Source organism: uncultured Thermosynechococcus sp., assembly GCF_938074695.1.
Taxonomy (GTDB): Bacteria; Cyanobacteriota; Cyanobacteriia; order Thermosynechococcales; family Thermosynechococcaceae; genus Thermosynechococcus.
This window is the reverse complement of record NZ_CALJEM010000033.1, coordinates 1-24,796: the sequence shown is the minus strand read 5'-3', so window position 1 is coordinate 24,796 and position 24,796 is coordinate 1. Positions and strand designations below refer to the sequence as shown.

Sequence of the window (24,796 nt, the reverse complement as noted above, 5' to 3'; positions counted from 1 at the left end):
GTCTTTTACGCCCGTATCGAACCTGCCTAGGATCAACACACCCATGGCGACTCTTTTAGAACTCAGGGAACTGCGGGTCGCCTACCCCCCAACGGAGACATCATCTGCTGCAACATTCGTGGTGGATGGTGTTTCTTTTTGCGTGGCCGCCGGAGAGCGGTTTGGCTTAGTGGGGGAGTCAGGTTGTGGCAAATCCACGCTTGGGAAGGCCATTTTGCAGTTGTTACCGCCGGGGTCACAGGTCACTGGGGAGATCACAATGCAAGGGCAATCCCTTTTGGGGCTGACTACTTCTCAATTGCAGCGGCTGCGGGGCGAGCAAATTGGCTTAGTCTTTCAAGATCCGCTGACCCGCCTCAATCCCCTCATGAGCATCTACGATCACTGCGATGAGCTATTGCGGAGCCATGGATCTGCTTTGAGTCGCTTCCAGCGGCGGCAGCGGATTGTTGAGGTGCTAGATCGGGTGAAAATTCCTGCCAATCGCCTCCATCAGTACCCCCATCAGTTCAGTGGCGGGATGCGCCAACGGGTGGCGATCGCCCTAGCGTTGCTATTGAATCCTCCCCTGATCATTGCCGATGAACCGACCACAGCCCTAGATGTGACCGTCGCGGCGGAAATTCTCGATGAACTCACGCGCCTGTGTCAGGAAGAGCAACGGGGACTGTTACTCATTTCCCACGATCTGGCCCTAATGGCCAAATATTGCGATCGCCTTGCGGTGATGCACCAAGGCAAAATTGTCGAAATGGGCGCGGCTCGCCAAGTCCTGCAACAGCCCCAACACCCCTATACCCAATCGCTACTCGCGGCTCGCCAACTCACCTCTCGACAGCCGCCACCATTGGACGCTGCTCCGGAACTGCTGCGAGTTCACAATTTACAGCGGCACTATCGCTTTGGAGCATGGCTACAACCGCAAATCACAATTCGAGCGGTAGATGGGGTCAATTTGACATTGCGACGGGGAGAAACCCTTGGCCTTGTGGGGGAATCCGGCTGTGGCAAGAGTACCCTTTCCCGCTTGATTTTGCAACTCATTCCCGCCAGTGCCGGTGAAGTGGTCTTTTTAGGTCGCAATTTAGGCCAATTGCCGGCGGCACAATTGCGGAGTGTCCGCCGTGACTTACAAATGATTTTCCAAGATCCCCATGCCTGCCTCAATCCTAAAATGACCGTGGGGCAAAATTTGCTGGAGCCCCTGCTGATTCATCGCCTGCTGGCAAAAGAGGCTGCCCAAGAACGGGTACGCGAGATGTTAGCACAGGTGGAATTAACCCCCCCCGAAGCATACGTGCACCGCTATCCCCATGCCCTGTCGGGGGGACAGCGCCAACGGGTGGCGATCGCCCGCGCCCTCATCACCCATCCTCAGGTGGTCATTTGCGATGAACCGGTGAGTATGCTCGACGCCCATATCCAACGGCAGGTATTGGCGCTGATGCAGCAGTTAAAAGAACAGTTACAACTCACATATCTTTTTATTACCCATGATCTGGCGGTGGCCCGCAGTTTTTGCGATCGCATTGCCGTGATGTTTGCAGGCAAGATTGTGGAGGTGGCTCCCACTGCTGAACTCTTTGCTCACCCCCGTCACCCCTACACCCAACAACTGTTAACCGCCGCCTGTGGTCTTCTTTAACTGAAGTTAACGTTGCTTCGCTAACTTAGCAACTGAAAAGTCACACACCCAGGGCGATAGATTGACAATGGCAGAGTATTTTGGCGATATTTTACAGTGCACCCTGCGGCGACGAGATTTTCTCAAAACCGCCCTTTGGGGGGCAGCAGGTTTGGCTCTAAGCCAAGTGGAGACCCGTGCTGCTACTTCCTTTTCTTCCTCTAGCTTGAGTTTTCCCAGTATTTATCCTAACAAAGATGACAAAGTTACTTTGCCCGCAGGATTTAACCAGGGAATAGTGATTCGCTGGGGGGATGCCTTGGATAATGGCGCCAACCTCGACTGGAACCGCCTGCACGAGACCGTTACCGCAGTAGAAGTGGAGCGGCAAAAGCGCTGCTTTGGCTACAACTGCGACTTTGTTGGTTATGTTGAGGCTCCCCAAGGTCGTCGTCTGTTGGTGGTCAACCATGAGTACACCAATCCAGAATTAATGTTCGGCGGCTTTGAAAAGCGCCCCAATCAGTGGCAAGCAGCCCTGCAGCGGGAAGCCCACGGTGTATCGCTGGTGGAAATTCGGCCCCAGGGCCGGGGAGGGTGGCGCTATGTCAAGGGTTCTTCCTATAACCGCCGCATTACTGGCTCCACCCCCTGCGAAATTGGCGGCCCCCTGCAGGGACATCCTTTAATGTGCACCAAATACGATCCACGGGGAAAACTGGTCTATGGCACCCTCAACAACTGCGCTGCTGGCAAGACACCTTGGGGAACAGTGCTCACCTGCGAGGAGAATTTTCACGATTATTTTGGGGGCAGTGAGGCAAAACTGAGCGGCCAAGTGCGCGAACTTCACAAGCGCTATGGGATTCCCAGCGATCGCGCTGACCGCTATGGGTTCTATCTCTACGAAAGTCGCTTCAACATTGAAAAAGAACCCAATGAGGCCTTTCGCTTTGGCTGGGTCGTAGAGCTTGATCCCCTCAATCCCAATCGTCCAGCGGTGAAGCGCACTGCCTTGGGTCGGTTCCGCCATGAAGCCGCAACAACGGTGGTTGCCCCCGATGGCCGTGTGGTCGTCTATATGGGAGATGACGCCCGCTTTGAGTACATCTATAAATTCATCACCAAAGGCAAGTACAACCCCCGTCAACGGGAAGCCAACTGGGGACTGCTAGATGAGGGCACTCTCTATGTTGCCCGCTTTAATGAGAACCTGGGCGGGGAGTGGCTGGAAATTGCCTCTATTCAAGGAACGCAAATCATCCCTAACCCGGCATTACCCGATGTCTTCCAAGCGGATCCCGGTCTGTGCTTGATTAATAGCCGCGGTGCTGCCGATGCCCTAGGGGCAACCAAAATGGATCGCCCTGAAGATGTGGAGTGGAACCCAATCACCAAAACTATCTGGGTAGCCCTGACCTATAATGAGCGGCGCACAGCCGGCGATCGCGCCAACCCCCGCACCGAGAATGTCATGGGCCATGTGCTGGAAATGGCAGAAGCCGGCGGCAACCCCACTGCGCTGCGCTTCCAATGGCAGATTCCGCTGCTTTGCGGTGAACCGGGAGCAGCCGCCTCCAATCGGCAACTCCTACTCTATGGTCAAGCGGTGGACAAAACCGTGCCGGCCATCTCAGCGCCCGATAACTTTGCCTTTGATATGCGGGGCAATGTCTGGATTGCAACCGATGGCAACCCTAGCCCAAGCCGCCTCGAAAAGAACGACGGCGTCTATGTCCTCAATCCCTTCCGCCGTGAATTCAAGATGTTTCTTTCGGGGGTTCCCGGCTGTGAGGTCTGTGGACCAGAGTTCACTCCCGACAACCGCACCTTCTTCTGCGCCATCCAGCACCCTGGCGAAGGAGCTAAATCCACAGCAGATCTCCCCACCCGCTGGCCCTATGGCGACAGTGTGGTGATACCACGGCCTGCGGTGATTGCGGTCTGGCGCCAAGACGGTCGCCCGGTGTATGTCTAAGGCTGGCGTGAGGAAGAGCGCTTGAGGCGTTTAGGCCGCAAAGAAACCACAGAAGCAGTGTGGGGACGCTTGCCCTGGAAGCGGGACAGCCGAGTTGTACCTGTGACTGCCGCGAAGTGAATAATTTCCGCTTGCTGCGCTTCGCGGGCACAGCGAATCAACAGGCCAGCGATCGCCAGACTGGCCATCATTGAGCTGCCGCCGTAGCTAAAGAGAGGGAAAGGCAATCCTGTGGTTGGTAGGATGCCAATGGCGACGCCTATATTAATGAGGGCTTGCAGGAGCATAATCACAGTCGCTCCTAGGGCAGTGAGCTGGATCAGGGGATGCCGCGCCTGATTCACCACCCGCATTCCCAGCCAACCATAGGCCCCCAACAGCGCCAAGAGCAACAGACATCCCAATAGCCCCATTTCCTCGGCATAGACCGCAAAAATAAAATCTGTGTGCTGGATGGGCAAGTAGGAAAGCTTTTGCTGTGAAAAGCCATAGCCCGCCCCAAAAACGCCCCCTGAAGCAACAGCCAAGAGACTCTGCACTAGTTGATAGCCATCCCCCATCGCATCGGCCCAAGGGTTGAGGAAGGACATGACCCGCCGTCGTTGATACTCATTAATGCTGATGCTGAGGACTGCCAAGCCCAAGCCACTCGTGGCGGTCAATAGCAGTGGCGCCAAGGGTAAACCCGCCCCAAGAGCCATCAGCCATAACGTAATGCCACAGAGCGCCGTGGTACTCAGGTTCGGTTGAATTAAAATCCCCAGCAGTGTCAAGGCAAAGGCAGCGAGCCAAAAACAGCGTGCCTTCAAATGGAGCCGCCGCCAAGAACTAAACACCCAAGCTGCTTGTAGGACTAAAAAAGGCTTTATCATTTCCGAGGGTTGGAGTTGAAAGGAGCCAAGACTAATCCAGCGGGTGGCGCCCATCACAGTTGTCCCGACCCCCGGCAGTCGCGTTGCCCAGATCAGCAACAGAAACAAAAAGAAACTCGGAATGGCCAACTGTAGCGATCGCCCCAAAGGTAGCCGCAGAAATAGTTGAAACCCCACCCAGCCTAGGGCAAGCCACAGCAGTTGACGTGTAAAGTAGTAGAGTCCATCCCCTGTTTCGGCCAAACCCACGGGAAAACTGGCGGAAAAAAGCACCACTAAACCTAGGGCAATCCAGAGAAGGGTTAGCCAGTGGAGCAATCGCGCCTCCAGTGACCACTGCCGCAGCTCGCGATCGCCAAAGGGAAGAAAACGCCACCAACTCACGCTTAGATGACCCTCACTGGCACCTGCCACTACCGCTATAGGAAGAGTACAGCCCAGAAAGATGGCAAAAGCTTCCAATAGCCACCGCACAAAGAAGCGTGTCTCCCCGCTATGTATCCCCTATTTTAGAAAAGGGCTGTATCTAATCTGGCACAATTATTATGCATCTTTTAGAGCAACTGCCTGTGACTGTGTCTGCCATTTCTGAGTGCTTTGAGCAATGTCGTGCCCGCCAACGCTGCGCCTTAATTCCCTTTTTGACTGCTGGAGACCCCGATTTAGAGACCACAGTTGCTGCCCTCAAAGCCCTAGATGCCCATGGAGCAGATGTGATTGAACTGGGGATGCCCTATTCGGATCCTTTAGCCGATGGTCCAGTAATTCAGGCAGCTGCCACCCGTGCCCTGCAACGGGGAACTCGCCTTGAGGCGGTCTTAGAACTGACAACGGACTTGCACCGCCAACTGAGGGCACCACTAATTCTCTTTACCTACTACAATCCCATTTATCATCGAGGAGTCTCTGCGTTTCTCAAAGCAGCGGCCCAAGCCGGGATCAAGGGCTTAGTGATTCCCGATTTGCCCCTTGAGGAAGCTGAACCGGTTCTCGCAGAAACAGTAAACTTAGGCTTGGAACTGACGCTGCTGATTGCTCCGACAACGTCACCGGATCGAATGCGGGCGATCGCCACCGCTTCCCAAGGATTTATTTACCTTGTCAGCACCACTGGCGTCACGGGCATGCGCCAAGAAATGGCCGGTCGCGTTCAGGAACTGTTGCACACCCTACGGCAGATCACCCCCAAGCCCATTGGTGTTGGCTTTGGCATTGCCAGTCCTGAGCATGCCCGCCAAGTGCGCGATTGGGGCGCCGATGCTGCCATTGTCGGCAGTGCCTTTGTCAAACGTCTGGCAGAGCCAGAGCAGGGGGTCGCCGCTGTTGCCGAGTTTTGTCGGTCACTCCGCACAGCCTTAGATACCCCTAGGGACGCACGGTCAACGTAAAGTAAATGCCATCGGACTGTAAACTACGGGTTTGACCGGGCAGATCAATCAACGGCACCGCGTACTGGAACTGAATGTCAAGGTTCGGGGTTGGTTGCACCAATAATCCCATCCCCAGACCGGCAATCACATTATTGGGCACGGCACCTGCAGGATTGCGGCTATTGTTCCAGACGACCCCCAGATCAAACAGCGGCCCTATGGAAATAAGCGGCCGACGATTCGCGGTGCGCAGCACGGAAAAACGGGCTTCTCCAGAGAACCGCAGGCCATTATCCCCAGAAAGGGCATTGGTCGAGTAACCCCGCACCGATAGAGGCCCCCCAATCACAAATTGGTGGAAAGGGAGCAGGCTATTGGGACTGAGTTGGACATCGGTGCGCAAAATCAAGAAGTTATCTGCCCAGAGGCGTTGCAGCCGCTGCCCCTGTCCCAGCCAGCTAAAGAAGGTACCATCGGGTATAGGACTAGGGTTTTCTGTGGCGCCAAAGATGGGCAGGCCAAGGTTAAACTGCGAACGAAAGACCCATGCCCCCTGGGGATCACGGCGGATATATTCTTGGCTCAGTTCAAGGACACGGGTGGCACTATAGCCCGACGGGTCAGAACCAATGGAAACGGGGGCTGGCACTCCCAAAACAAAGGTCTGCGCTGACTGCACCAGTAAGCCAATGCCAAAGGCCAGCTCCTCACGGATATTACGCATCACCGGTTGGCGAAAGCTGGCTTGATAAATAGAAGACTCACTGCGAATATTCAAGGCGGCAACATTGGGGGGGCGGGTAATTTCGCTGTCTGCTTGCACAGTACGAATGGTGAGTGTGCCATTCATAGCATTGAGGGGCAGGCTGTAGCCAAACTCCACTGCGTTGGACGCTCCCCAATCAAACGTGCCTAGGTTATTCCCGATGGCGTAGGAGCCATAGACACTATCGCCGCGACCACTGAGGTTGTTGTATCCCAAAAAGGCCGTAGCTCGAGCCGGGGCGATCGCCGCTGGCGTGGTATTATCCAGACCAAAGGCAGCCTTAAACCAGCGGGCAGGTACCACCCGTACCACCAAAATACTGTCTTGGGGTGTACTGCCGGGTCGCAGACTTGCAGAAAGATTGGCAAAGAGGGGATCTGTTCGCAACAGCCGTAGCTGTTCTTCTAAACGATTAGAGTTGAGGGGTATCCCCACGCCGCGGGCAATACGACTGCGGATATAGCGCTGAATAATCCCTTTGTTACCTTCAATACGAATGTCCTCTAGGCGGCCTTCAAGCACTTGAATCGTGATCACCCCATCCCGTGCCACCTGCTCACCTAAAACGGCGCGAGAGGTTAAATAGCCCCCCTCTAGATAGAGTTTTGTAATCGCATCGGCGACCCCCTGTAACTCTGCAAGTGTCACCTGCCGCCCTTCAAGGGGCTTGATAATCGGATCAAATTCCGCTGCGTTAAAGATGGTGCTGCCTTCAACAACAATTTTTTTTACGGGTATTAAAACACCTTCCAACTCGGAGGGCGGGCTAGGCGGTGAGGGGAGCGGTTCAAGGACTGGGGGTGGGGTGGGTGGTAGGGGGGGTAGCTCTGGTAGGGGGGGCTGAATATCCTGTTGGGTGAGGGTAGTGATCGGCATGGCTACAACAGGTAACGTTGCCCCTGTACTGCTGAGAATAGAGAGAATAGCAACGGGTGTAAATAAATTTCTTTTCACGTCCTCAACCCCAATGTTTAATTATTTGGTTTTAGTTTGGTTTTAGATAGAGCAGCAAAATCAATACCAAAACCTGTACTTTCTTTCTTAAGGGCTAAGCCCAAGGGATCATTTGGCGTGAGGAGCGAGGAATTCTTGCCTTCAAATTCTAGCGGATTATTTACGGTTGTTGGCAAGGCGGGATGATGCCCCATCAATGCCAACTCTGAGCATGCTTTAAGTGGGGGGTGGCGCCATCAGGGTTATCAACGAGGGCGGACTCATCAATCGCTAGATCAAACCAAAAGGTACTACCGACCCCCAATTCGCTAATTAAATGAATTTGTGTGTTGTGCTTGTGGATAATATCTTGAACGATGGCTAACCCCAGCCCTGTCCCCTCTAGGGTATGTACGCGATTCTCAACGCGGAAAAATCGTTCAAAAACGCGGGGTTGATCCTCTGGGGCAATGCCCATACCCGTGTCGGCCACTTCAATGCGCACCCGTTCCTGCTCTGGATCGCTGGGGGGATGCCAGACATAGGCGCGAATTGTCACCCGCCCGTTTTCGGGCGTAAACTTCAAGGCATTGCCCACCAAGTTGGTGAGCGCACCCACTAGCAGATCGTAGTTACCCCAAACCGGTGGCAGCGGGTTTTCCACTTCAGCAGTGAGGGTAATGGACTTGTTGGCAGCATTGAGTTGGTAGGTGCGCATAATCTGATCAATCACCTGCGCCATCTGGACGGAGCCAAATTGATAGGGGCGACCCGATTCAAGGCGGGAAATATCGAGGAAATCGTTGACAAGACGAGTCAGGCGATCGGTTTCGTGGTTCGCAGTTTCTAGAAATTCCTGTTGTTCTTTCTCACTCAAACTACTGCCATACTCTTGAATTGTTTCAATGATGGACTTGATGTTGAATAGCGGCGTGCGCAACTCGTGGGAGACATTGCTAATCAGTTGCGCTTTGGCTTCGTTGAGTTCCACCTCACGGGTAATGTCCTGAATTGTAATCGCAATACCTTTGGGTTTTTCCCGCTGCACATCCATGACCGTTGTCAGCAGTATCCGCACCGATCGCGAGCTGGGTTCTTGCAGCGTCACCCGAAATTCTCCCCCTTCTGACTCTCCACGAGACGCCTTGTAAAGTGGGCAGGCGAGTTTTTCGCACACAGGCGCCGGAAAGCAGTTGAGGGCATTTTGACCAATGACGTTCATCCCCTCCCAATTAAAGAGACGCTGAGCCGTGGGATTGACCAGAATAATCCGCATGTCGGTATCCAGCAAAATCGCCCCATCGGCAATGGTGGACACCAAGGTATCCAGTTTGGCTTTCTCAGCTTGGAGTTCCTCAATGTTTTGGGCTTCATAGGAGGCGAGGCGTTCAGCCATGTCATTAAAGCTGCTGATCAACTCCCCCAGTTCACCGCCAAAGGGCAGGTTAATGCGTTGCTTGAAATTCCCTGCGGCAATGTTTTTTACCCCCTGCACCAATTCTTTAATCGGTTGGGTAATGGTGAGGGCATTGAAGACGCCCCCCAAAATCACCATGATCCAGAGGGAAACAAAAACGGCGATCGTTAAATCCCGCGTGAGATTAGCGGAGGTAATAAATGTTTGGTTCGGGTTAATCCCAAGCGCAACGACACCTAGGTTTTCGCCATTGAAGGTCAGAGGGACAAAGACATCGGCAACCAGGCCATTGGGGGTTCGGTGCTGGCGCACTAGGGGTTCTTGGCTGGCACGGTAGGTCTCCGGCAGTTGAATACGGCGGCGCAATGTCAGGGCGCTTTCCACTGGGGGAGCAGAGTAGGGCAGGCCATAGTAAATTTCGCCTTCGGGATCGGCGAAAAGGATGTAGCGAATACTGGCACTGCGTTCATAGAATTTACGGGAAAATTCAGCGACGGCAGCGGTATCCCCCTTAGCCACAAGGGGCGCCACATCAGCGGCTAGGAGTAACCCTAAATCGCGGCCATAGCGGGTGTCATTAAGGTGGGCATTGGTTTGAATGGTGTTCACTGCCCAAAAGGTGAGGCCACTCATGATGATGGAGACCACTAGGGTTGCTGTGGCCATGAGGCGGGTTTGAATCTTGAATTCTGACCACCAACGGGCAATTCCCCGCAATTTATCACTCCAGTCCCCTTGAGTTTTCTCCGTTTTCAAAACCACCATTGTGCCTAATGTACGAAAAATTTTCTTTGATTCTACGGGATTTTGCTTACATCTTTATTGTGGCATCTGAGAGGGGTTCCAAACGGGCAAACTCTTCAATGCGCCGACTGTAGTGCTGGAGCATTTGCTCAGCCCACTTGGCATCGGGACTGTTGACATACAGATGGATCAATGGCTCACTGGCATCGGGCAGAATCAGTACCCAGTGATCCGTATCGGGTTCACCAATTTTGACGCCGTCAATGAGACTTAAATGGTTACGGGGGTGGGTTTCCACTAGGTGACGCATCAGTGACCCTTTGGCAATCCAAGGGCAGCGAATCGGGCGGTGATAGTGGTGGACGTGGGGCAATTCTTGGCGGATTACGGTAAGGGGTTTGCCAATCAGTGCCAGCAGTTCCATCAGGGTGGCAATTGTAAACATGGCGTCAAACCCCGGATGCAGTTGTGGAAAAATAAAACCCGTTTCTGCACAACCGCCGAGAACAACGCCACTGTGGTGTTGACAGGCTTCCATGAGATCGGTGGGGTTAGTACGACTGCGAATAATCTGTCCGCCCTGCTGGCGGGCGATCGCCTCCACAGCACTAGAGGTGGTGACTGGCACCACCACCGTCCCCCCCGGTTGGGTCAAAAGCATTAAGTAGGTCATCAAAGCCGTGAGTTCCTGATCGCTAAACACTTGACCGGCATTGTCCACCAATGTCAAGCGTTCGCCATTGGCTGAGACTTGGACTCCTAAACTGGCGGAAAGGGCGGTCACCACCTGTCCCAGTTCCCGCAGCAGCCGCTGTCGTTCAAGAATATTTAGAGGAGTTGGATGCAGGGTGGCATTGAGTACAACAGCATCACAGCCGAATTTACTGAGAATCTGGGGCAAGACCACGCCGGAGACGGCATAGGCGTAGTCAATGACAATTTTGGCCGAATTCCCACAAAAAAGCTGCGTATTTAGCCACTTTTCAAAGCCTTGGGCATAGGCAGCCACACAGGTGTTGGGATGGGTCATGACACCAATGTCCACAAGCAGGGCACGGCGAATCTCTTCACGGAAGAAGGCGGTCTCAATTTGCCGCTCTTTGGCTTTGCTCAAGTTGATGCCCTTGTGGTCAAAAAACTCAATTAAAAGGTGATCGGCGCGATCAGGATGGGCACGCACATGAATGCCCCCACTTGCCGAAAGGGTTTGTGCCGCAAAGCGGGCAATCGGCAGAGCGATCGCCTCTAAATTGAGGACATGAATCCCTACCGACATCAGCCCCGACATCAGGGCATAGGCCACCATCCGCGATACATTGCGTTGATCCCGCGAGACAATGACACTGGTTCCCGGCTCTAGGGTAGAGGCATAGGCTGCCGCCAGCCGCACGGCAAATTCCGGGGTAATGTCCACATTGGCCACACCGGCCACACCCCGCTGACCAAAGAGATAGCGCTGCCCTGTTGTGCCCCAGATCAGGCTTTCATTCACAATGGCGCCCGCTTCAATGCGTTTTCCCGGCCAGAGCCGCACCCCCCGACTTAGGCTGGCTTCCTCACCTACCACACAGCGACTGCCAACAACGACCCCTTCATGCAGCCTTACATGGCGATCCACATGGACATGGCGCGCCAAAACGCAATGCTCCAGTTCACTCTCATCCCCAATAAAACAACCACTCCATGCCACCACTGAGCGCAAGCAACTGCCATTGCCAACAATCACGTTATCCCCCAAAACCGTCCCTGCGCCAAGGGTGGCTCCCTTACCAAAGCGACAGTTATTTCCCAAGACCAGTGGCCCTTGTAGCTGAACCGTCTGGGGTAAGGTGGTGTTGTGCCCTACCCATATTTGCGGCTGAATTTCGTGCCCCTGAATCTCCAAGTGGACACGGCCATAGAGGGCATCCTGTTGCACCTGTTGATAGGTTTGCAAACTGCCAACATCGCACCAGTAGGCGTCTGTAATGTAGCCATACATCGGCACGTCCGCCTGCAACAGCAACGGAAACAGATCCCGGGAAAAATCTCGCTCCATGCCGCCACTCAAGTAATCCATGACCGTGGGGCTGAGGATGTAGATGCCTGTATTCACCGTATCCGTAAACACTTCCCCTGCCGAGGGCTTTTCCAGAAACCGCCGTACCCGCCCATCACTATCGGTAAAGACAATGCCAAACTCCTTGGGCTGAGGCACACGGGTAAGAATAAGAGTCACCGGAGCGCCGTGCTGCTGATGAAAACGCAGGGCATCGGTTAAATCCACATCGGTAATGCTATCGCCACTGACTACCAGAAAGGGATCCGTTAGCAACGCGGCAATGTTTTTCACCGAACCTGCCGTGCCAAGGGGCTGCTCTTCCTCAACGACATAGCTCAGGTGCACGCCAAACTCATTCCCATCGCCAAAATAGTCCCGCACCACATCGGGGAGATAGTGCAGCGTCATTACCACATCATCAAGGCTATGGCGGCGCAGGAGATTGAGAATGTGCTCGGCAATGGGGCGATTGACCACCGGCACCATGGGCTTGGGTAGATCACAGGTGAGGGGACGCAGCCGAGTACCACTCCCCCCCGCCATCAGGACAACACGCACTGTTTTCTCCTTTGTCAAACCTTGCCCTAGAATCCCAGTGTAGGAGAAGAGGGAAGGCTCAGGGGGATAGCTTAGGAAACTGCAATCATTTTTGACACTCAAGACTCTGCTGCCTATAAAAAAACCTACCCTTGGTGGAGGGCAGGTTCAGAGTGACAATACGAGGCGATCGCGCCTAGGCAGTAAAGCCAGCTTTGTATTCGGCGATCGCTTCTTTCAAGAGCGCTTCCGCTTTTTCATCCAGTTTTTGGGTGGTACGGATAATTTCGCCGTATTCCGGCTTGCTTGTGTGCAGGTAGTCCCGCAGGCCGGCAACAAACTTGGCCACTGCCTCAACGGGAATATCGTCCAGGTAGCCGTTGGTCCCCGCGTAAATGGTGGCCACTTGGTATTCCACGGGAATTGGCGAGTATTGGGGCTGCTTGAGAATCTCCCGCAGCCGTTGACCCCGCGCCAGTTGGTTTTGGGTGGCTTTATCCAAGTCGGAGGCAAACTGGGCAAAGGCTTGCAGTTCATCAAATTGCGCCAGCTCCAGCTTCAGTTTCCCCGCCACCTGCTTCATGGCTTTGATTTGAGCAGCAGACCCCACCCGTGACACGGAAATCCCCGCGTTGATGGCAGGACGCAAGCCGGCGTTGAAGAGATCCGAGGAGAGGAAAATTTGACCGTCGGTAATGGAGATAACATTAGTGGGAATGTAAGCAGACACGTCGCCGGCTTGGGTTTCCACAATCGGGAGGGCCGTCATACTGCCACCCCCCAACGCATCGTTAAGTTTGGCGGCACGCTCCAGCAGGCGAGAGTGGAGATAGAACACATCCCCTGGATAGGCTTCACGACCGGGGGGACGCCGCAGGAGCAGCGACATTTGGCGGTAGGCTTGCGCCTGTTTGGAGAGGTCGTCATAGACAACAAGGGTGTGCTTGCCTTGGTACATGAAGTACTCGGCAATGGTGGCACCGGTGTAGGGGGCAAGATACTGCAAGGCGGCTGGATCACTGGCGTTGGCGGCAATCACAATTGTGTAGTCTAGGGCACCCCGCTCCCGCAGCACGTTTACCACTTGAGCCACACTGGAGGCCTTTTGACCAATGGCCACATAGACGCAAATCACGTCTTGGCCTTTTTGGTTCAGAATCGTGTCAACGGCAACAGCGGTTTTCCCCGTCTGGCGATCGCCAATGATCAGTTCCCGCTGCCCGCGCCCAATGGGAATCATGGCATCAATGGCCGTAATCCCCGTTTGCAATGGCTCACACACCGATTTGCGCTGGACAATGCCGGGGGCGGGGGATTCAATCAGGCGAGTTGCCGTGGTGTGGATCTCCCCTTTACCATCAATGGGGCGCACCAAGGCATCTACTACGCGGCCAATCACTGCCTCCCCTACCGGCACAGAGGCAATTCTGCCGGTGGCGCGCACCGTACTGCCTTCCTCGATCCCCAGGCCGTCGCCCATCAGCACCACACCCACGTTATCTTCTTCGAGGTTGAGGGCAATCCCCACGGTGCCGTCTTCAAATTCCACCAATTCTGAGGCCATCACTTTGTCGAGGCCATAGACACGGGCAATACCATCGCCCACCTGCAAGACAGTACCGACATTATCGACTTTGATCGACTGTTCGTACTGCTCGATTTGTTGGCGAATAATGCTACTGATTTCGTCGGGTCGGATACTTACCATAGAAGTCGCTCTCAAGGGTTGAACAGTTTACAAAGTTAGGCGGATTGCGCCAAGGTGAGACTGAGGCGGCGGAGTTGACCCCGCAGGCTGGCATCAAAGATTTGGGAACCCACTTTAATCACCACGCCCCCAATCAGTTCGGGATCGCAAGCAGTGACAAGCTCCACATCGGCAGCACCGGTCATGGCTTTGACCTTTTCCACCACTGCCCGGCGTTGGTCAGCGTTGAGTTCGACAGCACTGGTCACTTCCGCCAAGACCACATTGCGAAGCTTGCGCACAAGGGCACGATACTGCTCGCAAATGGGGCCAAGAAAGTTAATTCGCCGCCGATCCACAAGCAACATCAAGAAGTTGAGGAAGTAACCGTGTACCTTATCCACGGTCAACTGCCGCAGCACGTTCTTTTTGGCCTCAGCCTTAATCAGTGGATTTGCCAGAAACTGTTGCAGTTCACTGGAGTTAGCCAAAAGTTCCAGAATTAACTGCGTATCCTGCTGAAACTGATCAATAAGGTTGTGGGCTTGCGCCAGCGACAGCAGCGCCTCGGCATAGGGTTCAACAACTTCACCACGGACAGTGGTCTGCATCATTTGCCTCCTAGTAGGGCAATACTGCGATCAACAAGGGTGCGCTGAAGGTCTGGATTTTGGCTCAAACGCGCTTTGAGTTGGTTTTCGGCCTCTGCAAGTGCCATAGCGGCAATCCGCTCGCGAATTTCAGCGATCGCCCGCTCGGTGGCAGCAGTTGTATCTTGGGAAGCAGCTTCCTTCAGGCGCTCAATTTCGCGCTTGGCTTGGGCAATAAGTTCTTCCTTTACAGCCTTGGCACGGGCAAGGGCATCTTCGCGGATGCGTTGCGCTTCCTGTTTGGCCTGAGCGAGTTGTTGCTGAGCTTCCGCAAGGCGGGCAGCCGCCTCTTTCTGGCGTTCTTCGGCGTCCGCAAGGGCAGCGGCAATCTGTTGCTGGCGATCGCCCAAGGTTTTACCGAGGACACCGCGGCCAAAGTACACCAATACCCCAATCAGGATGGCAAGGTTGATCACATTGGTTTCGAGCAAATTGGTGTTCAGACCAAAGTGCCCCATCTCTTCCATTGCCAATAGAAATCCTGCGTCCATGACCCACACTCCTAGGCCAGTAATTTTGCTAATAACTGTTCACTCAAGCTGGCAACTTGACCCTCAAGCGCCTGCAGTGTCGCCTGTTTTTCCTGATCGATCTCTGCTTGAATCTTGAGTAATTCTGCCTGCACGGCCTGCTGTGCTTCGGCAATTTCGGCGGTGGCAATTTTTTGTGCCTCGGCTCTGGCCTCTTCAATCAGGGCTTGGGCTTGGCGACGGGTACTGGCCAATTCCTGCTCATACTGCTGAGCCAGTTCAGTGGCCTGTTGCAACCGCTCCTTAGCTTGCTGCAAATTGGTTCGGATATACTCATCCCGATTGTCCAATGCCTGACCCAAGGGCTTGTACAGCAATGCATTCAGAATGAGGGTCAAGATTAGGAATTGCACAGCCATCAGGGGTAGGGTGGCATCAAAATCAAACATCAGCCTCTCCAGAATGGGGGATCGGGGGAAAGCTCATCCAAGCCTCCCCCACTGGGGTTAATTAGGATGCAAAGGGGTTGGCAAACAGGAGCACCAGTGCAATCACCAGACCATAGATGGTCAGGGACTCCATGAATGCAAGGGTCAGCAGCAGGGTACCGCGAATTTTACCTTCCGCTTCCGGTTGCCGCGCAATCCCTTCTAGAGCTTGACCAGAAGCATTCCCTTGGGCAAGGCCGGGTCCTAGAGAAGCCAAGCCAACGGCCAGAGCAGCAGCCAAAACAGAAGCAGAAGCGACTAACGGATCCATAGTTGATTTCCTCGAGACATAGTAGGACGAAAAAAAATTTCCAGAGATAACAATAGCAGGGGATGTACCCCTTTTAGGAGTGAGCCTCTTCGTGCTCGCCGCCATGCCCCTCCATGGCCTCCCCGATATAGGTGGCTGCGAGGGTGGCAAACACAAGGGCCTGAATGGCGCTGGTAAAAAGTCCCAAGGCCATCACGGGCAAGGGCACAAACAAGGGCACCAGCAACACCAAAACCCCCACCACCAATTCATCCGCCAAGATGTTGCCAAAAAGACGGAAGCTCAGGGAAAGAGGTTTTGTGAAATCCTCCAGGATGGCGATGGGAAGCAATACAGGCGTTGGCTCAATGTACTTGGTGAAATACTTTAGCCCCCGCTTGCGTAACCCGGCATAGAAATAGGCCAAGGAGACCAGCAAGGCCAAGGCTACAGTGGTATTGATGTCATTGGTGGGTGCTGCCAGCTCCCCTTCTGGCAGTTCAATGAGTTTCCACGGTACCAATGCCCCTGACCAGTTACAAACAAAAATGAACAGGAACAGTGTCCCCACAAAGGGAACCCAAGCTCGGTATTCGTGCTCACCCATTTGGCTCTTGGTCAAGTCGCGGATGAATTCCAGTGCGTACTCCATTAGGTTTTGAATACCACTGGGCACCCGTTCAATCCTTCGCGAGGCGGCAAAGGCCGCCGCAATTAAGATGGCCATTACGAACCAAGTGGTGATGAACACTTGACCGTGAACTCTCAAGTTGCCAATGTGCCAGTAAAAATGGTGCCCTACCTCTAGCTTGGCAAAGGGAAGAGCTGTCCACAAGTGTATCAAAGGCATCATGCCTCCGCGCTCGGTTGTCTAAGCACTACAGTGAGCCAGTGTTAAGGGGACGGCAAAACCGTACGAAACATATAGACCAGAATGGCCGCTTTGTAGGTTAAGAACCCCAAGAACACCGGAATGATATGCAGCTCTTGCCAACGGGCTGCCAAAATAATCACAACCACAACGACAAGGAGCTGTGTTTTTACTAGTTTTTTATGGCCATTTCCTAGGCGCTCCACACTGCGGGCTAGGAGCCGCAGATAAATGAGGCTTGCCCCTGCCCCCAAAAGGTAATTCAATGCTGTGTTAAGGCCGTAAATGAGCCAGACCGCTCCAAAGGCGATCGCCGTCAGCACTAGGCTCGTCGTGAATAATTCGCGACAGAGTTGGTAAAACTCCACCATCGAGCCACCCTTGGTGGGGGAATGGGCAACGGTTGATGGAGCAGGGGGTGCTGAAGCAGAATCGGGAACGGTCACAGCAGAATAGGGAGCATCCGAGGATGCCTTGAACTGGCCACTAAGCATCCTATCACGCAGGGGTGACATTCATTACGTGAGGCTCCTATCCTCTATATTGCTGTTGGCTTCGCTACGAATGTATCCCTCCAGGAGTTGAAAAATCTCCCGTAGGCGTTGCGGATTGGTGAGGTACAGGTATCCCAGTAGGGCTTCAAAGCCGGTGGCTTGGCGGTAAATTTTTGCGGCAACTCGCTTCGGGCCATCGGCAGCCGCATTGCGACCCTGGCGAAAAATTGAGCGTTCTGTTTCGCTGCAATGCTCCCAAAGGAAGTCCATATAGCGGGCTTGACTTTCGGCTCGCACATGCGCCACCACTTGGCGGTGGTAGGTATTGATGCGTTGGGGCGGGCTTAAAAAAAGCCAGCGAATAAAGAGTTCATAAACGGCGTCACCAAAGTAGGCCAAGGCTGCCGGCGGCAGTTGATGGGCGGGAATTTTGGGGGGGACAAGGGGCAATAGTTCCGCAGAGTCAAACATGACGTTTTAACAAAGGCACCCCCCTTGGTTGTACCATGCGCAGAGCTGAAGTGTTTAAGAATGGGGTTTCCCTGTAATTTGGGCGATCGCTGTCGCCAGATCCGGCTGAAGGGATAAAAAGTTTTCTAAACGAACCAGTTTGACAGTTTGAGTAACACGGGGGTTGGTGACAATTTGCAGTTGACCCTGATGCTCTTGGGCTTTTTTGGCCAGTTGTACCAAAATGCCGAGGCCAGAGCTGTCAATAAATTCAATTTTTGAAAGATCCAAGATGACGTTGGCAGGCCCATCGTCAAAACACTTGCTAATGACCTTGCGAAAGGCCGACTCAGAAAACGCATCAATGAGACCCGTCAGGCGAAACACTTGATAGTTCTCGCGAATCTCGCGGGTACCCCTTAGGCTTTGGGTCAGGGCAAGTGGTTCAGAAATGAGAGCCTCCTTTGCCGATAACTGGACACACAAAACGGTAGAAAATAAGTATAAATAAACGTGGCATGGTTGTCTATGACCTCATGGACTGCTCAACAAAAGTTTGGAAGCGCAGGAAGCGGTTTGCCAAAATCGGATCAGGGATTACCCCAATGAGATTATCTAAACTCTTGGTAAGCCCTCTGAGCAGCAGCAGCCTTGGATGGCTGGGGTTGCCCATTTTGGCTCAAGAAACGCCGGCGGCGACCTATCCTCCGCAGGCATCGCTATTGCACTTGCCTGATTAACCGCCTCTAAGAAAAAATGAGCTATGGGGAATTTTAGAAAATTAGTCCCGACAATGAACTGCCGCCAGTTAAGACGGCAGCGAACGGATGTATTGGTGCCATTTTCTAGTGCACCTGGGATGGAAGGGCAATGAGCCTCCGCCTCTTTTGGCATCGTCGCGATCTGCGCCTGAGGGACAGTGTGGGATTGGCGGCTGCCTACGCTCACACCTCAAAAGTGGTTGGTGTTTTCTGTTTTGATCCCGCGATTCTCAGCGCTGCAGATATTGCAGCAGTGCGAGTTGCCTACCTTGTAGGGTGCCTACAGGCCTTGCAGGAGGCCTATCGGCGGGCAGGGGGGAGCTTTTTGATTTTCCGTGGTGATCCCCGTCAAATCTTGCCCCAGGTGGCCAGTGGCCTAGGGGCGGTGGCGGTGCATTGGCATGAGGATGTCGAACCCTATGGTCGCGATCGCGATCGCGCGGTGGCTGCCGCCCTTAAAGAAAAGGGAATTGCCGTGGAAACGGCTTGGGATCAGCTCCTGCATCCCCCGGAGGCCGTACAAACAAAACAGGGACAGCCCTACACCGTCTATTCCCCTTTTTGGCGCAACTGGTCAAGCCTCCCTAAACCAGCGCCTGTTTCTGCCCCCAGCTACCTTGAACCCCTCAGCGACACCGAACAGGCAAAGGCAGCAAGCCTAGGGGCGATTTCCCTCCCCACCGCCAAGGACTTGGGATTTCCTTGGTCAGGAGAACTCATCCTTGCTCCCGGTGAAGCCGCTGCCCAAGCGCAACTGGAGACATTTATTAACCAGCACATTCAAGACTATGGCGAGCAGCGCAACTATCCCGCCCAGCCGGGAACCTCTCTGCTCAGTCCTGCCCTCAAGTTCGGGGTCATTGGTATTCGCCAAGTCTGGGCAGCGAGTCAAGCCGCCATGGCCGCAGCCCGCAGTGAAGAGGCACAAATGAGTATTCGCACGTGGCAACAGGAATTGGCTTGGCGCGAGTTTTATCAGCATGCCCTTTACTGGTTCCCTCACTTGGCGGAGCGTCCGCACCGCGAGGGCTTTGCCACTTTTCCTTGGGTGAATAACCCAGAACACTTTGCCGCTTGGTGTGAAGGCCGCACAGGCTATCCGATTGTGGATGCGGCAATGCGTCAACTCAACGAAACCGGCTGGATGCACAACCGCTGCCGCATGATTGTAGCCAGTTTCCTCACCAAGGATTTGATCATCAATCCCCAGTGGGGTGAGCAGTACTTCATGCAAAACCTGATTGATGGTGACTTGGCAGCCAACAATGGCGGGTGGCAATGGAGTGCCTCCAGTGGTATGGATCCAAAACCGCTGCGGATTTTTAACCCAGCCAGCCAAGCGCAAAAGTTTGATCCTGAAGCGGAGTACATTCGCCGTTGGCTGCCGGAATTGAAATCCCTAGACACCGCAGCTCTGGTCACCGGCAACATTTCTCCCCTCGAGCGGCAGCGCTGCGGCTATCCCTTGCCTATTGTGGATCATGCCCAGCAGCAGCGGCGATTTAAGCAACTCTATCAAGAGCATTTTCGTTCACCCATCGTTTAAGCATAAAACTGATGTTCCCCTGATCAGCACAACAGCGTTATCCTGAAAAAGAACAATTTTTGCGGTTGCATCGCGCCCATGAATATCCTTGGTAGTTTGCTCACTCCCCCCACTCCCCCTGTTCAAACCCGTCCCCGTCGTGGTATTGAGATTAAGTCCAAGCGCGAAATTGAGATCATGCGCCAAGCCTCGCGCATTGTGGCGACGGTGCTCAAGGAAATTTCCCAGATGATTGAGCCGGGCATGACAACAGCAGATCTCGATGCCTATGCCGAAAAGCGGATTCGGGAAATGGGAGCCACGCCAAGCTTCAAAGGCTATCACGGCTTTCCCGCTTCGATTTGTGCCTGTATCAATAACGAAGTGGTGCATGGCATCCCCAGCCCCCGCAAAGTCATCCGCAATGGCGACATTGTTAAGATTGACACCGGTGCCTACTACAACGGCTTCCATGGGGACTCCTGCATTACGATTCCGGTGGGGGAAATCTCCGAGGAGGCTGCCCGGCTGGTGAAAGTGGCTGAGGAAGCGCTCTACCGAGGCATTGAGCAAGTCAAGGAAGGGAACTATCTCATGGATTTGGCCGGTGCCATTCAAGATTATGTGGAAGCCAATGGCTTTGTGGTGGTGGAAGACTTTACCGGCCATGGGGTGGGGCGCAATCTCCACGAGGAACCCTCGGTGTTTAACTTCCGCACCAACGAACTTAAGAATGTGCGGCTGCGGGCAGGCATGACCTTGGCCATTGAACCGATTGTCAACGCAGGGTCAAAACAGGTGCGCATTTTGCGCGATCGCTGGACCGCCGTCACAGTGGACAATTCTCTTTCTGCCCAATTTGAGCACACGGTCTTGGTGACGAAAACGGGCTATGAAATCCTCACGGATCGCACCCTTGTCTAAAACCCTATGACTAAAATTCCTTCCGAAGTCCTCGCGCGCCACTGCTTTTGCCGCAGTCGTAAATTTACCTTTGAGGTCAATCAATATCGCCTTCCCCATGGCTCTATCTCCATTTTGGGAACGGTGCGGCATCCGGGGGGTGCGTTGGCTGTGCCTGTCACCCCAGAGGGAAATCTCATTCTAGTCAAACAATACCGCTTTGCCACGGAGGAATATTTGCTGGAGTTTCCGGCGGGCACCGTTGAGGATCAGGAAAAGCCCCTTGCCACGATTGAGCGGGAGATTGAGGAAGAGACGGGCTACCGTGCCCATCACTGGCAAAAACTAGGGGAATTTTACATTGCCCCCGGCTATTCCGATGAAGTGATCTACGCCTATTTGGCCACCCAACTGGAGAAACTGGAGGCACCCCCACCGCAGGATGCCGATGAGCACATTGAAATTGTTGAATTTTCTCTGCCCGAGCTGACCGCAGCAATTCACAGTGGTTACGTGAAAGATGCCAAGACAGTTACCAGCTTGTATTTGGCATTGCCCTATCTTCAGTCCGCTTAAGCAATTAAATTGTGCGTAAATCTTTGTAAGCACCCTGCCCCTGTCGCGGTCTTGCCCCCTGAAGGTGAGATAATTTTGAAGTAATCCAAGGGTTGGACGGGCTGATTAGCAGCCGTTTCAGTGGGAACATGAACATTGAATGAGTGTTTGAGCGTTGCATGATGGAGCTAACCTACCGGCCTCGCCGTTTACGCCGCACGGCTCAAATTCGTCGCTTGGTGCGCGAGCACACCTTAACCACGGCAGATTTGATCTATCCGGTCTTTGTCATGGAGGGGGAAGATCAGGTGCAGGAAGTCCCCTCGATGCCCGACTGCTATCGCTATACGCTGGATCGTCTGATTTTAGAACTGAAGGAGGTCTGTGCCTTAGGCATTGGGGCGATCGCCCTCTTTCCCGTCGTTCCTGAACACCTCAAGGACAATGCCGGTACCGAAAGCTACAATCCCGATGGCCTTGTCCAGCGATCAGTGCGAGCCATTAAGGCTGTCTTACCTGACCTGCTGATCTTTACCGATGTGGCTCTGGATCCCTACAGCAGCGAAGGCCACGATGGCATTGTCAAAGATGGTGAAATCCTCAATGACGAAACGGTGGAGGTCTTGGTCAAACAGGCGGTAAGTCAAGCTGCTGCTGGTGCTGATTTTGTTGCCCCGTCGGATATGATGGATGGCCGTGTCGGTGCCATTCGGGCGGGTTTGGATGCCGCAGGCTATACCCATGTGGGAATTCTTGCCTACTCGGCTAAATACGCCTCCGCCTACTATGGCCCTTTTCGGGATGCCTTGGACTCGGCACCCAAGTTTGGCGATAAAAAAACCTACCAAATGGATCCCGCCAATGTCCGCGAAGCAGTGCGGGAAGTTAGCCTCGATATTGAGGAGGGGGCAGATCTGGTAATGGTGAAACCTGCCCTTGCCTACATGGATGTGATTGCCCAACTGAAGCAGGTGAGCGATGTTCCCGTTGCCGCCTACAACGTTTCTGGGGAGTACGCCATGGTGAAAGCCGCTGCCCGCAACGGTTGGATTGATGAGAAAAAAGTGGTGCTGGAAACCCTGCTTGGCTTCAAGCGGGCGGGTGCCGATGTGATTCTCACCTACCATGCCAAGCAAGTGGCGCAGTGGCTGCAAGCAGGGGTGGATTAGCTATTGGCTTCTCGCAGCTTGCGCGTGGTTTGAATCCAACTGGCAATCATTTTGTCCAGTCGCTCTTCCAGCTTGGCATCCTTCAATTGCCCCGCCGCTGTAAAGGCTTGCCACGCTTGACCAATGGCCACTTGTTCGGGAATGACCCAAGCATGCACCCAGCGCAAAATTACCCGCAGATCGTTGAGGGCATTGCTGTTGGCTTGGCCGCCGAGGACACTGATCATCGCGACCACTTTGCCGCTGAGATGTTCAAAACTAAGGAGGTCTAGGGAGTTTTTCAGGACACCGCTGACACTGCCGTGGTACTCCGGTGTTACTAACAAAATCCCATCGGCTTCCTTGACCTTGGCGCGAAAGGTGTCCACATCTGGGTAGTCAGGATAGCTCTCGGCGCCGGTGCAAAACGGGAGACTCATTTGGCGTAAATCCAGACGTTCAACGGTGACTCCCTGGACGGCTGCTTTGGCAATGGCAGCATCTAAAGCGCTTTGGGAGTAGGAACCCTCCCGCAGACTCCCTGCCCAACCAATGAATTTGAGCATAAGCAAACTTGTAATGACTATGGATTATTATACAAAATTTAGGTTTTGGGCAAACATCTGCCCTAAGAAGGAACCTCACCGAGGGAAATGCAGCCGCCGGTGGCTATTTGGGCGATGACTCGCTGCAACTGCGCAAGCGATCGCTCAGCCTCGGTGTAGCGATCTTTCCAGTGTTGGATCGCAGTTTCCTGCTCTCGTGCCTGCTGCGCCTGATGGAGAATTTGCTCTTGAAGTTCAGCAATTTGCGCTTCTAGGTGTTGCAGGCGTTCCTGTTGCTGATCGGTGCGCGCCTGCAGTTCTTGGTTGTAGTGTTGGGCAGTCATATATTGCAGGCGCTGTTGCTGATACTCCCGTTCCAGTTCTTGTAACTTAGTTTGAGTTTTGAGCAGCGTTTTACTCAGTCCCTGAATGACGTTGTTTTTGTTCTCCTGGGATCCTTGAGCCTGTTGCAGCGCACTGATGACCCGTTCTTGGGTTTCAATTAAGTGGTTGGCTTGGGTGAGGCGACGGTTCAGATCATCAATTTGTGTTTGGCGATCGCCCAGCTCTAGACATGCCTGCTCAAGGCGGGTTTGCAGCAGACTTTTTTCTTCTTGGACTTGGCGCAGTTGGGATTCAAGGAGTTGGCATTCCTGTTCCCGTTGTCGGAGAAGGCGATGGCTGTTCACCAATTTGGCTTCGAGGGCATCTTGAGCTTTGAGTAGCCGCTCCACCTCCCGATGGAGGTACTCAATCTCCGTTTGTGATTGCTGAAGAATGGTTTCCAAGGATTGGCGATGGTGGCTCATTTCGGCCAACTCCTGGGCACAGGTGGCTTGGGAGCGCAATTGTTCTTGAAGAGCAACGATTGCCTGTTGTTGAATCTGAGCCATTTCCTCAGTGCGAGCCAGTAAATCCTCAAGAAACGCCTGATTGCGCAGTTGTTGTTTTAGTTCATTGATATAGTGCTGGCATTGATCGATGGCTTGCTCTAAATGCTGAATGCGCCGCTGGCTATTCTCACCCTCTGAATCAGTGACCGGTGAGCTTTCCGCCGCAGGCTCAGAAATTATCGGATTCCATGGAAAACTAAGTTGCTTGGGGGGCGGTGTTTCCATTGCAGGGGATGGGAGAAGAATGCCACTCTTCCTTAGTCTAACGGCACAGGGAATTGCCGCTATATTCGGGTCAAGACAAAGAGGCTACCTTCATTGCCTCGGGCAATGCGCAAATCCTCATCGAGGTAGGTAATGTCCAGCCAACCCTGTTGAGCATTGCTATTGAGGGGCACATCTAGGGCAAGCAGCGGCTGACGGCGGTGGAGTTGGGGAATGAATTGGGAAGGCGAGTAGTAATTCAACCACTGACGCAGGCCAACAATGAAGCGCTCAAAGTACACCTGCACCCGTTGTGATGTCAAGGGTTCAAACCGTGCCAACACACTGATAATGCCCTCAAGGAAGGGCAAGCCATACAATTCGGCAATATTGTAGATGTGTAGATGCACTGCTGTTGCGGCCGGATGCACTGATAGATTTGCCGTTCTGCAATACCTATGCAAATCTGGCCATTACTTGCTAAGACCCCTACGGGGCTGCTTGCTTCCTGCTTCACCGAGGCCGGTTTCGCTGCTACCGTCTGGTAGCGGCCAGCGCCTTCCTCTCCACAGGCTTCACATCCGGCGGAACTCGCCGTAGAGCGTCCATCAGCCAAGATA

23 protein-coding genes and 1 pseudogene are annotated in these 24,796 nt (G+C 53.8%); 7 read left to right on the top strand and 17 right to left on the bottom strand.

Annotation, left to right across the window (positions count from 1 at the left end; genetic code table 11):
* Positions 1 to 43 precede the first annotated feature (43 nt).
* Together Q0683_RS05580 and Q0683_RS05575 are read left to right on the top strand one after the other, a co-directional pair.
* Entirely contained in the window at positions 44 to 1,645 is a 1,602-nt protein-coding gene (locus Q0683_RS05580) for an ABC transporter ATP-binding protein (RefSeq protein ID WP_298976704.1), read from the top strand.
* Between the two features lie 67 nt (positions 1,646 to 1,712).
* Complete coding sequence (locus Q0683_RS05575; RefSeq protein ID WP_298976701.1) at positions 1,713 to 3,602, top strand: PhoX family phosphatase; 1,890 nt, start codon at positions 1,713 to 1,715, stop codon at positions 3,600 to 3,602.
* Here Q0683_RS05575 and Q0683_RS05570 read toward each other — a convergent pair.
* Complete coding sequence (locus Q0683_RS05570) at positions 3,599 to 4,858, bottom strand: putative peptidoglycan glycosyltransferase FtsW (protein WP_366142515.1); 1,260 nt, start codon at positions 4,856 to 4,858, stop codon at positions 3,599 to 3,601. The genes Q0683_RS05575 and Q0683_RS05570 overlap by 4 nt on opposite strands.
* A gap of 191 nt (positions 4,859 to 5,049) precedes the next feature.
* Between Q0683_RS05570 and trpA the strand changes: the two genes are divergently transcribed.
* The gene (trpA, locus tag Q0683_RS05565; RefSeq protein ID WP_366142514.1) at positions 5,050 to 5,862 is read left to right on the top strand and encodes a tryptophan synthase subunit alpha; all 813 of its coding nucleotides are present in this window, start codon (positions 5,050 to 5,052) and stop codon (positions 5,860 to 5,862) included.
* Here trpA and Q0683_RS05560 read toward each other — a convergent pair.
* The 13 genes from Q0683_RS05560 to Q0683_RS05500 form a co-directional block, all read right to left on the bottom strand.
* On the bottom strand, positions 5,840 to 7,564 hold the full coding sequence (locus Q0683_RS05560; RefSeq protein WP_298976697.1) for a ShlB/FhaC/HecB family hemolysin secretion/activation protein: 1,725 nt from the start codon (positions 7,562 to 7,564) through the stop codon (positions 5,840 to 5,842). The genes trpA and Q0683_RS05560 overlap by 23 nt on opposite strands.
* A 17-nt stretch (positions 7,565 to 7,581) precedes the next feature.
* Positions 7,582 to 7,767: a hypothetical protein gene (locus tag Q0683_RS05555; RefSeq protein WP_298617251.1), complete on the bottom strand. Its 186-nt coding sequence runs from the start codon at positions 7,765 to 7,767 to the stop codon at positions 7,582 to 7,584.
* On the bottom strand, positions 7,758 to 9,725 hold the full coding sequence (nblS, locus tag Q0683_RS05550) for a two-component system sensor histidine kinase NblS (RefSeq protein ID WP_298976695.1): 1,968 nt from the start codon (positions 9,723 to 9,725) through the stop codon (positions 7,758 to 7,760). Before nblS ends, Q0683_RS05555 begins: the two co-directional genes overlap by 10 nt.
* A gap of 46 nt (positions 9,726 to 9,771) precedes the next feature.
* Positions 9,772 to 12,303: a mannose-1-phosphate guanyltransferase gene (locus tag Q0683_RS05545; RefSeq protein ID WP_298614268.1), complete on the bottom strand. Its 2,532-nt coding sequence runs from the start codon at positions 12,301 to 12,303 to the stop codon at positions 9,772 to 9,774.
* 175 nt (positions 12,304 to 12,478) lie between these two features.
* Positions 12,479 to 13,990, bottom strand: a complete 1,512-nt coding sequence (gene atpA, locus Q0683_RS05540) for a F0F1 ATP synthase subunit alpha (RefSeq protein ID WP_298614266.1) — start codon at positions 13,988 to 13,990, stop codon at positions 12,479 to 12,481.
* 35 nt (positions 13,991 to 14,025) lie between these two features.
* Positions 14,026 to 14,583: an ATP synthase F1 subunit delta gene (gene atpH / locus Q0683_RS05535; protein ID WP_298614264.1), complete on the bottom strand. Its 558-nt coding sequence runs from the start codon at positions 14,581 to 14,583 to the stop codon at positions 14,026 to 14,028.
* The gene (locus Q0683_RS05530; protein WP_298614262.1) at positions 14,580 to 15,110 is read right to left on the bottom strand and encodes a F0F1 ATP synthase subunit B; all 531 of its coding nucleotides are present in this window, start codon (positions 15,108 to 15,110) and stop codon (positions 14,580 to 14,582) included. The genes atpH and Q0683_RS05530 overlap by 4 nt, the downstream gene beginning before the upstream one ends.
* An 11-nt stretch (positions 15,111 to 15,121) precedes the next feature.
* Positions 15,122 to 15,538: a F0F1 ATP synthase subunit B' gene (locus Q0683_RS05525; protein ID WP_298614260.1), complete on the bottom strand. Its 417-nt coding sequence runs from the start codon at positions 15,536 to 15,538 to the stop codon at positions 15,122 to 15,124.
* A gap of 61 nt (positions 15,539 to 15,599) precedes the next feature.
* Positions 15,600 to 15,848 (bottom strand): ATP synthase F0 subunit C, encoded by a 249-nt coding sequence (atpE, locus tag Q0683_RS05520; protein ID WP_297050668.1) that lies wholly within the window; start codon positions 15,846 to 15,848, stop codon positions 15,600 to 15,602.
* A 73-nt stretch (positions 15,849 to 15,921) separates the two neighbouring features.
* A complete protein-coding gene (atpB, locus tag Q0683_RS05515; RefSeq protein WP_298614257.1) occupies positions 15,922 to 16,680 on the bottom strand; it encodes a F0F1 ATP synthase subunit A in 759 nt (252 codons plus the stop codon).
* A gap of 41 nt (positions 16,681 to 16,721) precedes the next feature.
* Positions 16,722 to 17,213 carry an ATP synthase subunit I gene (locus tag Q0683_RS05510; protein WP_298614255.1) on the bottom strand — a complete coding sequence of 164 codons (492 nt, stop codon included), beginning with the start codon at positions 17,211 to 17,213 and terminating at the stop codon, positions 16,722 to 16,724.
* A gap of 3 nt (positions 17,214 to 17,216) precedes the next feature.
* The gene (locus Q0683_RS05505) at positions 17,217 to 17,663 is read right to left on the bottom strand and encodes a Mini-ribonuclease 3 (protein ID WP_298976691.1); all 447 of its coding nucleotides are present in this window, start codon (positions 17,661 to 17,663) and stop codon (positions 17,217 to 17,219) included.
* A gap of 54 nt (positions 17,664 to 17,717) precedes the next feature.
* Positions 17,718 to 18,128 (bottom strand): STAS domain-containing protein, encoded by a 411-nt coding sequence (locus Q0683_RS05500; RefSeq protein WP_298614251.1) that lies wholly within the window; start codon positions 18,126 to 18,128, stop codon positions 17,718 to 17,720.
* A gap of 384 nt (positions 18,129 to 18,512) precedes the next feature.
* On the opposite strand from Q0683_RS05500, the gene Q0683_RS05495 reads away from it, so the two are divergent.
* From Q0683_RS05495 to hemB, 4 genes are all read left to right on the top strand, one after another.
* The gene (locus Q0683_RS05495) at positions 18,513 to 19,949 is read left to right on the top strand and encodes a deoxyribodipyrimidine photo-lyase, 8-HDF type (protein ID WP_298614249.1); all 1,437 of its coding nucleotides are present in this window, start codon (positions 18,513 to 18,515) and stop codon (positions 19,947 to 19,949) included.
* A gap of 78 nt (positions 19,950 to 20,027) precedes the next feature.
* Positions 20,028 to 20,852 carry a type I methionyl aminopeptidase gene (gene map / locus Q0683_RS05490; RefSeq protein ID WP_298614248.1) on the top strand — a complete coding sequence of 275 codons (825 nt, stop codon included), beginning with the start codon at positions 20,028 to 20,030 and terminating at the stop codon, positions 20,850 to 20,852.
* Positions 20,853 to 20,858: 6 nt separating this feature from the next.
* Positions 20,859 to 21,407 (top strand): NUDIX hydrolase, encoded by a 549-nt coding sequence (locus Q0683_RS05485; protein ID WP_298976686.1) that lies wholly within the window; start codon positions 20,859 to 20,861, stop codon positions 21,405 to 21,407.
* Positions 21,408 to 21,568: 161 nt separating this feature from the next.
* Positions 21,569 to 22,555: a porphobilinogen synthase gene (hemB, locus tag Q0683_RS05480; RefSeq protein WP_298614285.1), complete on the top strand. Its 987-nt coding sequence runs from the start codon at positions 21,569 to 21,571 to the stop codon at positions 22,553 to 22,555.
* Here the strand turns inward: hemB and Q0683_RS05475 are convergent.
* The 3 genes and pseudogenes from Q0683_RS05475 to Q0683_RS05465 form a co-directional block, all read right to left on the bottom strand.
* Positions 22,552 to 23,100, bottom strand: coding sequence for an NADPH-dependent FMN reductase (locus tag Q0683_RS05475; protein WP_298614245.1), 549 nt, complete (start codon positions 23,098 to 23,100; stop codon positions 22,552 to 22,554). The two genes, hemB and Q0683_RS05475, sit on opposite strands and share 4 nt — an antisense overlap.
* Positions 23,101 to 23,162: 62 nt before the next feature.
* Positions 23,163 to 24,197, bottom strand: a complete 1,035-nt coding sequence (locus tag Q0683_RS05470) for a hypothetical protein (protein ID WP_298614243.1) — start codon at positions 24,195 to 24,197, stop codon at positions 23,163 to 23,165.
* A 59-nt stretch (positions 24,198 to 24,256) separates the two neighbouring features.
* Positions 24,257 to 24,618, bottom strand: a pseudogene (locus Q0683_RS05465) (PAP/fibrillin family protein); the annotation flags it as partial.
* Positions 24,619 to 24,796: the final 178 nt, after the last annotated feature.

Bases quoted from the DNA above. Each gene is read 5' to 3' on its own strand.
- Q0683_RS05580 (WP_298976704.1), top strand. From the start codon at position 44: ATGGCGACTCTTTTAGAACTCAGGGAACTGCGGGTCGCCTACCCCCCA.
- Q0683_RS05575 (WP_298976701.1), top strand. From the start codon at position 1,713: ATGGCAGAGTATTTTGGCGATATTTTACAGTGCACCCTGCGGCGACGA.
- nblS (WP_298976695.1), bottom strand. From the start codon at position 9,725: ATGGTGGTTTTGAAAACGGAGAAAACTCAAGGGGACTGGAGTGATAAA.
- atpA (WP_298614266.1), bottom strand. From the start codon at position 13,990: ATGGTAAGTATCCGACCCGACGAAATCAGTAGCATTATTCGCCAACAA.
- atpH (WP_298614264.1), bottom strand. From the start codon at position 14,583: ATGATGCAGACCACTGTCCGTGGTGAAGTTGTTGAACCCTATGCCGAG.
- Q0683_RS05530 (WP_298614262.1), bottom strand. From the start codon at position 15,110: ATGGACGCAGGATTTCTATTGGCAATGGAAGAGATGGGGCACTTTGGT.
- Q0683_RS05525 (WP_298614260.1), bottom strand. From the start codon at position 15,538: ATGTTTGATTTTGATGCCACCCTACCCCTGATGGCTGTGCAATTCCTA.
- atpE (WP_297050668.1), bottom strand. From the start codon at position 15,848: ATGGATCCGTTAGTCGCTTCTGCTTCTGTTTTGGCTGCTGCTCTGGCC.
- atpB (WP_298614257.1), bottom strand. From the start codon at position 16,680: ATGATGCCTTTGATACACTTGTGGACAGCTCTTCCCTTTGCCAAGCTA.
- Q0683_RS05510 (WP_298614255.1), bottom strand. From the start codon at position 17,213: ATGTCACCCCTGCGTGATAGGATGCTTAGTGGCCAGTTCAAGGCATCC.
- Q0683_RS05505 (WP_298976691.1), bottom strand. From the start codon at position 17,663: ATGTTTGACTCTGCGGAACTATTGCCCCTTGTCCCCCCCAAAATTCCC.
- Q0683_RS05495 (WP_298614249.1), top strand. From the start codon at position 18,513: ATGAGCCTCCGCCTCTTTTGGCATCGTCGCGATCTGCGCCTGAGGGAC.
- map (WP_298614248.1), top strand. From the start codon at position 20,028: ATGAATATCCTTGGTAGTTTGCTCACTCCCCCCACTCCCCCTGTTCAA.
- Q0683_RS05485 (WP_298976686.1), top strand. From the start codon at position 20,859: ATGACTAAAATTCCTTCCGAAGTCCTCGCGCGCCACTGCTTTTGCCGC.
- hemB (WP_298614285.1), top strand. From the start codon at position 21,569: ATGGAGCTAACCTACCGGCCTCGCCGTTTACGCCGCACGGCTCAAATT.
- Q0683_RS05475 (WP_298614245.1), bottom strand. From the start codon at position 23,100: ATGCTCAAATTCATTGGTTGGGCAGGGAGTCTGCGGGAGGGTTCCTAC.
- Q0683_RS05470 (WP_298614243.1), bottom strand. From the start codon at position 24,197: ATGGAAACACCGCCCCCCAAGCAACTTAGTTTTCCATGGAATCCGATA.